Origin of the sequence: Nocardia sp. NPDC006982, from assembly GCF_042869435.1 — a bacterium.
Classification (GTDB): Bacteria; Actinomycetota; Actinomycetes; order Mycobacteriales; family Mycobacteriaceae; genus Nocardia.
Window position 1 is genome coordinate 1 of sequence record NZ_JBIAFV010000053.1, and the last position, 12,256, is coordinate 12,256.

The 12,256-nt window shown below is 59.9% G+C and carries 9 protein-coding genes; 6 read left to right on the plus strand and 3 right to left on the minus strand.

Translation table 11 applies throughout. From position 1 onward, the window contains the following. Positions 1–319 precede the first annotated feature (319 nt). Positions 320–1,891: an SMI1/KNR4 family protein gene (locus ACFYOW_RS48950; protein ID WP_387298957.1), complete on the plus strand. Its 1,572-nt coding sequence runs from the start codon at positions 320–322 to the stop codon at positions 1,889–1,891. Between the two features lie 69 nt (positions 1,892–1,960). Further along, positions 1,961–3,346 carry an MFS transporter gene (locus ACFYOW_RS48955; RefSeq protein ID WP_387298973.1) on the plus strand — a complete coding sequence of 462 codons (1,386 nt, stop codon included), beginning with the start codon at positions 1,961–1,963 and terminating at the stop codon, positions 3,344–3,346. A 43-nt stretch (positions 3,347–3,389) separates the two neighbouring features. Here ACFYOW_RS48955 and ACFYOW_RS48960 read toward each other — a convergent pair whose 3' ends face one another. Next, entirely contained in the window at positions 3,390–6,296 is a 2,907-nt protein-coding gene (locus ACFYOW_RS48960; protein ID WP_387298959.1) for an AAA family ATPase, read from the minus strand. Between the two features lie 58 nt (positions 6,297–6,354). Between ACFYOW_RS48960 and ACFYOW_RS48965 the strand changes: the two genes are divergently transcribed. Together ACFYOW_RS48965 and ACFYOW_RS48970 are read left to right on the plus strand one after the other, a co-directional pair. Beyond that, complete coding sequence (locus ACFYOW_RS48965; protein ID WP_387298961.1) at positions 6,355–6,690, plus strand: hypothetical protein; 336 nt, start codon at positions 6,355–6,357, stop codon at positions 6,688–6,690. A 47-nt stretch (positions 6,691–6,737) separates the two neighbouring features. Beyond that, the gene (locus ACFYOW_RS48970; protein ID WP_387298963.1) at positions 6,738–7,352 is read left to right on the plus strand and encodes a TetR/AcrR family transcriptional regulator; all 615 of its coding nucleotides are present in this window, start codon (positions 6,738–6,740) and stop codon (positions 7,350–7,352) included. Between the two features lie 811 nt (positions 7,353–8,163). On the opposite strand, the gene ACFYOW_RS48975 is transcribed toward ACFYOW_RS48970, so the two are convergent. Next, on the minus strand, positions 8,164–9,156 hold the full coding sequence (locus tag ACFYOW_RS48975) for a GlxA family transcriptional regulator (protein ID WP_387298965.1): 993 nt from the start codon (positions 9,154–9,156) through the stop codon (positions 8,164–8,166). A gap of 161 nt (positions 9,157–9,317) precedes the next feature. On the opposite strand from ACFYOW_RS48975, the gene ACFYOW_RS48980 reads away from it, so the two are divergent. Both ACFYOW_RS48980 and ACFYOW_RS48985 read left to right on the plus strand, forming a co-directional pair. Then, positions 9,318–9,734, plus strand: a complete 417-nt coding sequence (locus tag ACFYOW_RS48980) for a hypothetical protein (RefSeq protein WP_387298967.1) — start codon at positions 9,318–9,320, stop codon at positions 9,732–9,734. Positions 9,735–9,756: 22 nt separating this feature from the next. Then, positions 9,757–10,278 (plus strand): threonyl-tRNA synthetase editing domain-containing protein, encoded by a 522-nt coding sequence (locus ACFYOW_RS48985; protein ID WP_387298969.1) that lies wholly within the window; start codon positions 9,757–9,759, stop codon positions 10,276–10,278. A 1,014-nt stretch (positions 10,279–11,292) separates the two neighbouring features. Here ACFYOW_RS48985 and ACFYOW_RS48990 read toward each other — a convergent pair. Beyond that, positions 11,293–11,784 carry a hypothetical protein gene (locus ACFYOW_RS48990; protein ID WP_387298971.1) on the minus strand — a complete coding sequence of 164 codons (492 nt, stop codon included), beginning with the start codon at positions 11,782–11,784 and terminating at the stop codon, positions 11,293–11,295. Positions 11,785–12,256 lie beyond the last annotated feature (472 nt).

The following is a 12,256-nucleotide window of genomic DNA, read 5'->3' on the forward strand; positions in this document are numbered from 1 at the left end:
TTGCGCACGACCTGCTCAGGGGTGTGCCTCTTGCGTGTCGCCATGGTCATCGAGCCTTCCTGCCCACTACGTGGGCCGCAAGGCTCTCACAGTCCCCGGACCGAAATCATGGGGTCAGGTCAGAATCCCCACTGTCGGTGTGAATTTCTCCGACACGGCATACGAACTTGGGCACTATGGCGGATATTCAGTCCGCCACCGCATGGTTAGGCTCTGCGAAGCTCCAGGCTTCTATCTGCAACACCAACAGCCGTGGGTAGCCCCGCGTTTTGTGGTCACCGTGATTCCGATCGCCCGTCAACTGTAGGAGAGCACCATCTTGATTGAGCCCGCCGTACAACGAGCCGTCGAGAACATGATCGCGAATGCGCCCACAGGATGGACGGCAGCCGTATCGGAATCCAATGCGTTGGTGTCCTATATGGTGGATGGTCGATCCGTGCAATACCTTAGTAGAGACTCATTGGGCTCGTTGAGGATTATGCAGAAAGATATGCGGGCAATTGTGGCGGAGGTGAAGGAGTCTACCAGCTGGGAAAAAGCAACGATCACACTCACTTGCAACACAACTGGCGAATACCGATTGGTAGCGGTGCAGCACGGTGTCGTGCGGACCCTCGGATCATCACCTGGATATCTGGCGATAATTGACCCCACATATGAAATGCCATGGCCCGGTGACACGCAGGACGCTGGGACATCCGATGCACAAGGTGATCCGGAACTCGCACTACAACGGTTTCAAGAGTACCTGCGGCGCCGTGCGACGATCTTGGGGCGACCAGATCAACTACGACCGCCGGTATCGGCAGCAGCGCTCGCGGCCGCCGAGCGCCGCATCGGTGGACCGCTACCCGCTGACCTGCGGGCATTGTACTTATTCGCCGACGGCGAAATGGAAATCGACACAGGGAGTTTGTTCGGCGGCAAAGCGTGGATGCCACTCGAAATGGTTGTCGCGACTCTCGAGGAGGAAAGAGACCTATACGCGACCATGATAAAGCGGATCGGCTGGCATCTGGCCTGGGATTGGGTTGTTCTCGATGCCCAACCTCTCGAGACTGTTCGACGCTGCGGAGGCCATCCTGGGTGGATACCGATCGGCACCAACCTAACCGGCAACTACACGGCGGTGGACATGGCTCCGGCCCGTCACGGTCACCCTGGCCAGGTCATCCTCACTGGTCGCGATTATTCCGACGGCCCAGCCTATGTCGCAGATTCGGTAACCTCGTTGCTGGGCCACTATCTTACTGCGCTCGAACTGGAACAGTTCGAGATATACCGACCTGGTGACGCGATCTCCATCTCCGCCCCTGACTACGAGACTGGTCCCAAGTTACTCATAGGCGGAACCGAGATCCTCGACGATGTCACACCGAGCCTTCAACTGGTCACCCTCAGCGGCTCGAGCCCGATCGATCTGGCCCCCTTGGCTGCCGCACCGAACCTGCGGCGCCTGTATGTGTGGTGCCCCGTTCGAGACCTCGCTCCGATTCGGCATCTGCCTATCGAATCGCTGCACATCAATTTGGCCAACGCCGATCTCGGCGAGCTCGGCGATCATCGCACCCTCACGTCCTTGGCGGTGGAAAGCATGGTCTCTGTCGATATCACCCCGCTGCGCACCGTATCGACCCTTCGCGGCTTGGATCTCTCGAAGGCCGAGGTCCGGGACTTGAAAGTGTTGGCTGATCTGCCGGAGTTACGCTATTTGGCTCTCCGGCCGTATCAGTGGGAAATCCTCCTGGACCAAGGAAAACTCCCCGCCACTCTCGCCGCAGCTCAGCTGATCGACAACTCCCCGTCTCTGGATGAAGCCGTGGCGTGGTCACAGCGCCTAGGCATCCCGACGGGTGAGGTGTTCCGCCTTTCCGGCCAGCTCAGGTGACCGAGCTTGTACCAATCCAACGACACCTCAGTCGAACTCGATAGCCTGGCCAATCCGCGCACCAATCACATGCGGTTGGTTCTGGCAGTGGTTTCCGTCAGCCAGTTCATGGTCATCCTCGACGCGTCCATCGTGAACATCGCGTTGGCGACGATCCAACATGATCTCGGTTTCAATGCCACCGGTGTGGCCTGGGTGGTGGACGGCTACCTGATCACCGTCGCAGGATTCATGTTGCTGGCTGGCCGGGCCACCGATCTATTCGGCCAACGTCGGATGCTAGTCGGCGGGTTGGCTTTGTTCACCGTGTCGAGTCTTGCCGGAGGTCTGGCGGTTGCGCCGCAGATGTTGGTGGCAGCCCGCGTAGCACAGGGCGTGGGTGCGGCGATGATGGCACCGGCGACATTGGCGGTGGTCAACACTAGCTTCACCGAAAAGCGTGCGCGGGCGAGGGCTTTCGGGGTTTGGTCGGCTGTGGGCGGCGTTGGCGGGATGATGGGTGCGCTCGCGGGCGGAGCCATCACTACTGGCTTGTCGTGGCGGTGGATCTTCCTGATCAATGTGCCGATCGGCGCACTTCTGATCGCGCTGACATCAATTACATTGTCGGACAGCCAAACCCGCCGGAGTGAATCACTCGACCTCAGAGGTGCGATCACGGCAACGGCGGGGTTGGCCGCTCTGGTATATGGAACGATGCAAACCGCCGATCACCTCTGGACTTCGCCCCGGGCACTTGGTCCAATCGGAGTGGGGCTCCTGCTGCTCACGGTCTTTGCCGTGGTAGAGGCGCGCTTTGCAGCGCAGCCGCTGATGCCCTTGCGGCTCCTCCGAATCCGGCGAGTAGCCGTCGGGGTCGGCGCGCTGGCGCTGCTCGGCGGAATTTCCATAGCGATGTGGTGTTTTACGCCACTGTTCCTGCAGAACGTGCTGGGCTACAACGCATTTCGCGCCGGACTCGGGCAAACACCGGCCGCAATGACATTCCTGATTTTCGCGCGGGCGGCTGCGACAATCCTACCGCGAACGGGGCCGCGCCCGTTGGTGCTGATCGGATGTGCTTGTCTCCTGACCGGTTTCGGCTGGCTCGCCCAAGCCGACACCGATAGCGGTTACCTCTTCGGTGTGCTCGGTCCGACGTTGCTCGTCGCGGTCGGCATCGGACTGACCTTTCCAACGCTTATGGCTACGGCGACGGTCAATGCCCTCGACAGCGACACCGGAATTCTCAGCGGCCTCGCAACCACCGGCAATCAGGTGGGCGGCTCGATCGGCCTGGCTGTACTCTCCGCTGCTGCCGGGACCAATGTGGCGCGGGAAGCCGGGAACTCCCTTTCCACCGTCGCTACGAGTTATAATGTGGTCTTCTTACTGGCGGCCGGACTCGCCTGCGCTATTGCCGTTGCGAGCGTGCTCCTGCCGTCCAACCAACCGAATCTACTGCTTACGCGCTGAGAAACTATTGTCTATGCTACAGATTCGCGATTAGTCAGGCATGTTACAAGCTCTTCCCGGCCGAGATAATCGCCACTTGGACCCGCGACTGCAGATTCAGCTTCGTCAGAATGCTGGAGACGTGTGACTGCACAGTGCGGGGGGACAGGAACATTCTGGTCGCAATGTCGGAATTCGACCGTCCCTGCGCGATCAGCGTGACGACCTTCCTCTCGGTCGGCGTCAGAGCGTCCCAGCCAGTCTTGGGCCGGTTGCGCGGCCCGCGGCGACCGCGCCGTATCCCGAAATCGCGTAGACGTGCCTCGGCCCGCGCAATATCCCATTCGGCCTCGAAGCGGGTATACAGTTCGATCGCCCTTTCCAGTGCCGACCGAGCCTCGTCCAGTTGGCCATTGCTAGCGAGCAAGACGGCGAGGTTTTCGTTGGCCTGTCCTTCATACCAGGGCCGCCCCGCACACCGAAATGACTCTACGGCCTCGGCTACAAGGTCGATGCTGCTTTCGGCCAGCCCACGGCACAACACCGCAGTTGCGTGGCGACTGTGTGTGAAGTAACGCGCTTCGAGCGCTTCTGCGGCGGCGGTGACCTTGCTGGCAATATCGAGTCTGTTGGTCACAACTGCCAGCCGCGCCAGATCCGGATACAGCGGATACACCGCGACGGAAGCCGCCGGTTCGGCGAGTTCATCGCAGATGTCCGACGCCGCTTCAAGCGCCTGATCTGGATCGCCTTGGGCCTCGCACACCAGCGCATGGACCCAGGGACGCAGATGGCGAGAATTGCGGCTGCCCAGGCGGTCGTCTGGTGAAGGCAGCGATGCGGGAGCACCGGTGAAGGTGCCACGGCGCACTGCAACGAGAGCGACAAAACACTCGGCGGCTGCGGCATATCCGAAGATGTCCGGTCCGTCCTGGCAGACTCGCACATCGGCGAGGGCGTCGTCCCAGCGGCCTTCCAAGTAGTGCATGCGCGCCAAATCCAGCCGAATGGACCCGAGATACATCCCAGAGGTACTTTCGCTCAATCGAATTGCCAGTGTAAACGTCTTCTCTGCCGCGGCGTACTGGCCGAGCTCGGTCAGGCAACGACCGCTCAGCGAGTACGGGTCGATGTTGGAAAGTCGCCGGCGGCCGCTGTGTTCGTAGCTTCGAACCAGCCGATCGCCGAGCTCCTGCGCTTCACCGAGAAATCCCTGGTGATACCGCAGTAGGCCAAGTGCAAAGGCACCCAGTCCCCACGCGATGGGATCCGCGCAGGCTTCACCAGTCGAAATCGCCAGTGCCGACGCCTCTTCGACGATATCTCGGCGCCTGAGAAGCAGATAGGACAAGGCACGGAACCCGTGATACTGGCCCTGTTGTAGCGGCGTGAGGCCAGGCCGGGCAAGAACGGATTCGGCCACAGCGACGGCAGCGGCCACGTTTCCTTGGGCGAAACACGCATGAGCCAACAGCCAGTGGAGCTGATTGCTGACCGCTGGTTCCTGCCCTGCCGAGGCGGCATCGTCCGACAATGTCCGCCATGCTACTGCCTCGGCCTTGCCAGGATTTCCGCTCCATAACAGCGCCCTGACGTACCACAGTCGCAGCACATCGGAGCGCGCGGTGTCCAGTGCCGGATACTCGATGGCCCGATCGAGTAGACCTACTGCCAGCTCGGGAGCGCGAACCGTCAGTCTCTCCGCAACTTCGATGAGCCAGTCCAAACAAGCGCTATCCAGCGGCGCATCGTTTGCCAGCAAATAGGTCGCGATGCGCTCGACCGGTGCCTCCATCGATATCAAGACACGCGCTGCCCGCAACTGCAGGGTCACGCGTGTCGACGGCGGGAGTTGATCGGCAAGAACTTGGCGGATCAAATCGTGCCGGAACACCAAGTCCGAACCGGCACGTACCAGGATTCCCGCCTCGACCGCCACACTGATAACGTTCCACACGTCGATGAGTGGCGCTCCAAGCACCGACGACAGCTCGATCGCCTCGACACCTGGCCCTAGGGCCGCCGCCATAGACAGAACTTGCCGTGATTGCGCAGGTAGATAATCCACCCGGCGCACAATCACATCGGTCAGCGATTCCGGCAACCGGATTTCACCAGGCCCTTCCGCCTCGAATGCGGCTGGGTCGGGTCTGATCTCGCCGAGTTCGATCAAACCGGCCTGCATCAAACCAGCCACCAGTTCGATGACGTACAGCGGATTTCCGGCAGCACCGGAGACGGCGGCGGACAACCGCGGTCCGGCGGGCAAGCCGAGGGTGTCTTCCACCAACGCGGCCACTTCCGCATCGTTCATGGGACCGAGCCGCAGCTGCTCTGCACCCCACGAATCGAACTGACCGAGCAGGGACGACAGACTCTGATCGCGCGGTAGCGGCCGAAGCGCGAGAATTATCGAAAGCGAAAGCTCACCAACGGATTCACCTAGGCGATGCAACGTCAGCAGGCTCGATGGATCTGCCCAGTGCACATCGTCCAAGATCAACACAGTGGGCTCCGACATGCAAGTGTCCTTGAAGGCCGTGACCAAGGACTCGACCATCGCCATCTCTTGACCGATCGCCACGCTGTCGGGATTCATATCCGGTCGTGCAGTGACCGGGGCGCGCTCTCCCGAAGTCGCGGCGGTGGCGCTCAAAGTGGCGAATGGCACGCGCTGTTCGAGCTCTTTGGCTTCGCCACGAAGAACCCTCACACCGCGCGCGGTCGCTACTCGCGTGGCCGCCGCCAGCAGCGCAGTCTTGCCGATGCCTGGTTCGCCTTCGAGAATGACAATCCCGCCACGCCCCGCCATCGTTTTTCGCAGGCAGTAGTCGATCCGATCGAGTTCCTCCCTGCGACCGATCAGCTGGCCGATCAGTCCGTGCTTGCGAGTGGATTCGCGAGACACATCGACGTCGGAGTGTCCGATCGGTTCGACCTGCGACGCGGTTTCAAAGTGCATTTCCATCATGTCTGCTGCCTGGGAATCGAGAGGTCAATCATCATCTTGTGGGCAAATGGGCCTACCCGTGGGCAACCCTGACCTGTCCGCGGCCGCGACCTGTCGAGAACATCACGGTCACGTGAATGTGATGGGTGGAGAGGACAATTCGATCAAGTCCTCTACTCCACCGATCGGCTGCCTCACCCTCTTCCCGTTCGGTTCACTTCAGTTCGCCACCACAACCTCGGAGCGGCACACAACGCCGAGCTTCGCGCTCGAACGGAATCGCGGGCTGCCGACCAAGTGTCATGTCTCGCCCTGGCATCGACGGCGCTGCGGCGCCATTGCGACCTGCTATGCAAAATCGGAAATGACCTGTGTCATTTCTGATCCTGTTGGAGGTATGCTGATTTACCAGTAGGTCAGATTCTCATCAGTACTCGCCCAATAGTCAAGGGGTAACCGACGATGACGCCACGTCCCGCGAGCGGCGACAGCAGCACTAGGTCGCACATCCTCGACGCAGCCGAACGGCTCGTGCAGCGTCGCGGGTTCAACGGATTCAGCTACGCGGACATCGCCGCCGAACTGTCGATCTCCAAGCCCGCTCTGCACTATCACTTTCCAGGCAAAGCGGAACTCGGCCTGGCACTCATCCGACGGTACGAGCACCGCTTTTTCGGAGCACTGTCGGCCGTCGACGAGCAGAGCGCTCCTCAGCGGCTCGAATACTATGCGAGCCTATATATCGGCGTTCTGCGCGAACAACGAATGTGCTTGTGCGGCATGCTCGCCGCCGAGTACACGACGTTGTCCGATCCCATGCAGAGGTCGGTGATCCAATTCTTCAACCGGAACGAAGCATGGCTCTCCGAAGTTCTGACGCAGGGCAGAAGAGAAGGCACACTCACATTCGCCGGATCGCCGCACAAGAGGGCGCGCGTCGTCATTGGCTCTCTCGAAGGCGCGATGCTCGTCTCCCGGATATACGGCAACCTCGACATCCTGGAGACGACAGCGACACATCTGTTGATGGAGCTCGCACCCGTCACTACTGATGAAATTACGAGTTCCACAATGTGATTCGTGGCGTACGGTGTCAAGCAGCCGGAGCCTCCCCCAGGCGAGGGCCGAACTGACACGCTCCAAGGCCGAGGCGGACATCCTTCGCCGATCCGGTGTAGATTAGCGCACCGCCCGCATTGTCATAGAACCGGATTGCCACACCGAGCGCGACCGATGTGATATACGAACCATTTCATCAACCAGACCCGGTTCGAGTTGGACCGCGACTCTCCACGAGCCGTTCGGCTCCGTCGAGGATGTGCCGCTGTCTCTGTCCGAGGGGCGAGGCGTCATGGTCGACTAACTCCTTGACTATCGGGCGAGGACCGAGCACTATCTGACCTACTAGAAAGTCAGTATCTACGGGCCACCAAAACGAGACGTAGGTATCGGGTCCCGCAGACCAAGCCGTCGCCCGCTGGCTCGCATTGAGTTCTATGTAAAGCGTGCGGATGGGCTTGCCGCCGAGCATGATCCCGGTAGTGCTCAAGGCGCAGTTGGTCCGGGTGCTGTCTTGTCCGTGTTCGTTCATTCGCGAACCCGTTCATACCAGCAGGAAGTGGGTGAGGGAACAGACGTTGGTGGACTAGCAGGATAGATGCACGTCTTGAGCGTTCTGGCGAAGCTGAACGTGCAGTCGCGCGTTCAGGTGGCGATTGGTCTGACTTGTCAAAAGTCCCAAACGGCTCAACTCGAAAGTGAATTGCCCATCCACCCTGCCGCGAACGGCCCATCAGCGTCAGTGTCCAACAGCACTCGACCAGCAGCGTCACAACTTCGGCGCCAGAACCCTTCACGCTGGAAGGCGACACCGCTTCGCGGCGGCCCGTTACCACATGGACGCGGGCTGCCAATACGTTTCAGAAGCACGTACGTCGGCGATGGTCCGGCTACGACGTCGCCGAAAGAGTGCGCGCAGCGTGCCAGCGTTGAGATAACCAACCTTGGTTGCGATCGCGCCAACAGTCAGAGACGTCGTCCGCAACAGTCGGGTTGCTCGTTCCAACCGAATCTCGTCGACAAAATCTCTTGGGGACATCCCCAACTCGCCCTGCGTCGCACGTTGCAAGCTGCGAGGGGTAACGCCAAGAGCCTTGGCCGCATCGGCGATCGAGAACTGATCGGCAATGCGGTCGCGCACCCAGCGCTCGAACGATGCCACCAACGAGTCGCCTCGGGCGATTGCTTCTGGTATTGCGAATTCGATTTGCGTCCTTCGGCTGCCGACCGTCATGTATCTCGCGACCAGTTCGGCCACCGCGGGACTGACCGCAACGATCAGCGACAGCGCAAGATCCAGATGCGACACCACGGCTCCCGCTGTGGTCACCCCACTCGCGTGGCACAGCGTGAGGCCCTCGTGCACATCGACTCCGGGATATCTGCGCCGGAATGTGGGGCCGAGCCACCAGCTCGTGGTCGCCTGTAGGCCGTCCAGTACACCAGCCTCGGCTAGGAAGAATGTTCCGGTACATGCGGCGGCAACGTGTGCTCCGTTGTGCCGTGCAGCCGAGATTCGCTCTAGTATAGGGCGATTCGCGCGGGCAGAGACTAGGCTGATCAGGGCCTCGGCATCGAGGACCCCGACCGCGGGCACGATCATCACATCGATTTCAGTGCTCAGATCGTCCAGTGACATGGTCGGTATCAGGTGTCCGTGACCTGATCGAACGCTGTGACCAAGTGACACCGTATGGACGTGCCAAGGTGCCGGCGGGGATTCCAGGTAGTTCAGTACAGCATTGGCCATATTGAATGTCTCGAGCACAGCGGCGAATCCAAAATCAGCCACTCCATCGACGACGAAGACCGCGACTTCCATGTCGCAAACAGTACCAATTCTGTCCGCCGCGACACCAGCAATTGTGCTGCCGTCGCTCTAGAGTTCGGATACGACTCCTCGCGACATCGTGGTTTGGAGTCGCAGGAAACCTTGACGGTGCCTTTACGGCCCATTTTGTCACCGATACAGCGGAGGTTCGTATGTTCCTGGTCGAGTCCGCCGGTATCCATCATCTGCGTCTGACCGTCACCGACGTCGACCATTCGTGCGTGTTCTATCAAAACTTGCAGGCGTTCGCGGGCGCCGTGCAATCGGAAGGTCCTGTAGATCCGGTACGGACCGATTCGCCGCGGCTATATGACGGCGTCGTATTCGAGACCGATGGAATGCTCTTCGAGCTACATCCCGTTGCCTCCGTGATTAATTGGTTCGGCTCTGAGCGAGTAGGTCTCGACGACTTCAGGTTCTCGGTCCGGTTGAACGATGAATCGTCGCTGATGGCAGAGCTTTGGATGACGCCGACATCGCCCAAGGCAAAGTCCCAGAACTCGATTGACTCGGTCTCGCGATCCTGTCGTTCAGCAACCCATTCGGAATTGACCGCACCTCTGACCTAACTCGCAGCAAGGGGCGAAGAGAATGCGTATCTACTGCAGCCACTGTCGCACAGTCGAATACAAGAAAGCCGTCACAGCCACGGACCGAGGCGCGGTCGAGTTCGAGCCAGGGTCCTTGTCTTCGACCACAGGATTCTTCAACTGTCTTCTTGTCAGAGTCGGCGTGGAACGCGGTGACATCGTGGTGGCCGACGCAGCCGCAGAGATGGTATACCGAATTGCACGCGAAACCGAGGCGGCGATCACCGTCATCGACGGATACGTCCACAGCTCAGCTGCGTGGACGACCGCCCGAGGGTACCTCCCCTCCCCGGCCATTGAGACGACGGACGTGCTGTCGCAACTGGCGAAACGTTTGAGGGCACACGGCGCACGCATCCATCTCGTGCCGTTTGGCTGGAGCAAGAGCTTGGAGGCCGATCCTCTCGACGATCCCGGATCTCAAAACGTCATCAACCTTGTGATCGGTAACGAGCCAGTCGTTTGGAGCGCTGCCGACATCGGCGGCTGGAACTCGCGTTGTGGCTTGCTGTTTCGGCCTTAGCGACGGACGACGATCCGACTCCGGCTTGACCCAACCACTCCACGGAACGGTCGCACTATACCGAACAAAAACCTTAACTGAACGGCATTGAGGCTTAGAGACGGCGGACTTACCCGCAGTGTGATGGGCCACTGAGCGCGCCGGTCGGATGTCCATTCGGATCCAAATACGTTCCACGCCATCGAATGCACTTTCCCGGCGCATAGGCACGAACCGGGCCAGCATAATAGAGATAGTTGTTCTAGTCAGTTGCGCCGGGAGCGACAGCATCCGAATCGGTAACAGAGATCGATGTGAGCTCGTTTTCGTCGGCTGGCCGACGTAGGCAGTCTTCATTGTCACCACGCAGTCCGTGCTTCCGCTGTAGGAAAGGTAGATCACTCCGCCTGGAGTACCCGTCTGGTCGATCGGCCAATATCCCGATCCGCCTATCTGTGCGGCGCTTGCGGCGGAGATCGCAGGAGCCGCATTAGCCGCCCCTGCGTGAAGCACTCCGACGGCTGACGCAGCGAGGGGAGAGGAGTGATGTGCCGGGCAATTTTCATAAGGAGAGCGTCTTTCGATATTGTCGTGAATTTCCGGATCTAGATGGTGTGGTCCGTATAGCCGCTTAGCAATTTCCCATTCCTAGGAACAATTACCGCGAAATGACGCCAGAATTGATTGCAAATTCGGCAGGTCACCGGCGATTGGGACAAGCACTCATTCCGACGGCGTCCCGTCCCCGCCGCCGACGACCCACGACATGCAAGACCCGAGAAGTTGTTCGGTATTACGCCACAGCCGGACCGACCCCGCCATATGCCGCACACATCACGGATCGCCCTGCACAGCCAAGCGCTCAGCGAGCTGGTAGCCATGGATGAGCAGGGCGCGTAGTTCTGAGCTAGCGATGAGCTACATACGCTAATGCTGGCGAGGCCGTAGCTCCCTTCGCAAACATTCCGCAGCTTCGGCGAAGTCCACCTCGGATTCTCGTTGTAATCGTGGATCAGTTGCAGCATATGCGACATATTACCGATCAGAGCGCAATCCGGCGAAATCGAGTTCCTTTAGTTTCGAGACAAGTTCTCGCGAGATCTTCGCCATTGCTTCCTCAACACCGGCCCGCGCCGACACCTTTATCGCGTTGTCCATTTCGCCGAGATCCTCAGCAATGCTGATACGCGCCATGTTCGCAGTTGCAATGATTGATTTTTTTGCACTCTCGATCATTGCAGCCGCTTCATGTAAACGCTCAGCGATGTTCGAATGTTCGCGAGACGCATCAACGCACAACTTCCTTGTTTCGCATACGTTGCCAAATCCTTCGGGCAGTGCCGCCCATAGAACCTCATCGGCGACAACGCTAGTATTGAGTTCGTGGGCAGTCTGCGCAAGCCTGTCCGAGCTATGGCGCCAGGCACCAGCCAACCGGCGTATGGAATCTTCGTCGGCTCGCGGAAAGTATCGACCGGCCATATCCGCCAACCAGCTCGGATATTCCGACGGAATTCTCAGAGTCATAGAGGCGCCTTCGATTTGAACCGACAACAATTACCCAATCTCCACATGTGTCCGCGGCTGCCATCAGCCGTTGACTCTAAGACCATGTCTAAGCTAGATAATTCGTTGCTTCCAAACATCCGCCATCTGGCTGAGCTTCGATTCGTGGACTGGCTTCGATGGCGGTTTCGCGATCAGATTGGGGCGGCGGGATAAGCTCCGGGGCCTGGGCCCGATCGGCCCGACGACGCGCTCCGCGACCTCGACGTGCTTGCCGTCATCGCGGGACGGCGCGTTCGCACCCGCCGTTCACCGTCACCGCTATCGCCGCGTCTCATCCCGCGGGAAAGATCCTCGCCGAAAAATCTCCACCCGTATCTGGATGGCATTGCCGGGTGGTCTGGGGTTCCCCCGAAAAAGTGGACAGCGTTAGCTTGCTTCGGGGGTAGCTTTGAGGGACTGCTCGTAGTCGATCGGTGAGCGCATCCCGATC

Coding starts and splice junctions, on each gene's coding strand:
- ACFYOW_RS48990 (WP_387298971.1), bottom strand. CDS start 11,784: ATGACTCTGAGAATTCCGTCGGAATATCCGAGCTGGTTGGCGGATATG.
- ACFYOW_RS48955 (WP_387298973.1), top strand. CDS start 1,961: ATGCGGTTGGTTCTGGCAGTGGTTTCCGTCAGCCAGTTCATGGTCATC.
- ACFYOW_RS48980 (WP_387298967.1), top strand. CDS start 9,318: ATGTTCCTGGTCGAGTCCGCCGGTATCCATCATCTGCGTCTGACCGTC.
- ACFYOW_RS48960 (WP_387298959.1), bottom strand. CDS start 6,296: ATGATGGAAATGCACTTTGAAACCGCGTCGCAGGTCGAACCGATCGGA.
- ACFYOW_RS48970 (WP_387298963.1), top strand. CDS start 6,738: ATGACGCCACGTCCCGCGAGCGGCGACAGCAGCACTAGGTCGCACATC.
- ACFYOW_RS48975 (WP_387298965.1), bottom strand. CDS start 9,156: ATGGAAGTCGCGGTCTTCGTCGTCGATGGAGTGGCTGATTTTGGATTC.
- ACFYOW_RS48985 (WP_387298969.1), top strand. CDS start 9,757: ATGCGTATCTACTGCAGCCACTGTCGCACAGTCGAATACAAGAAAGCC.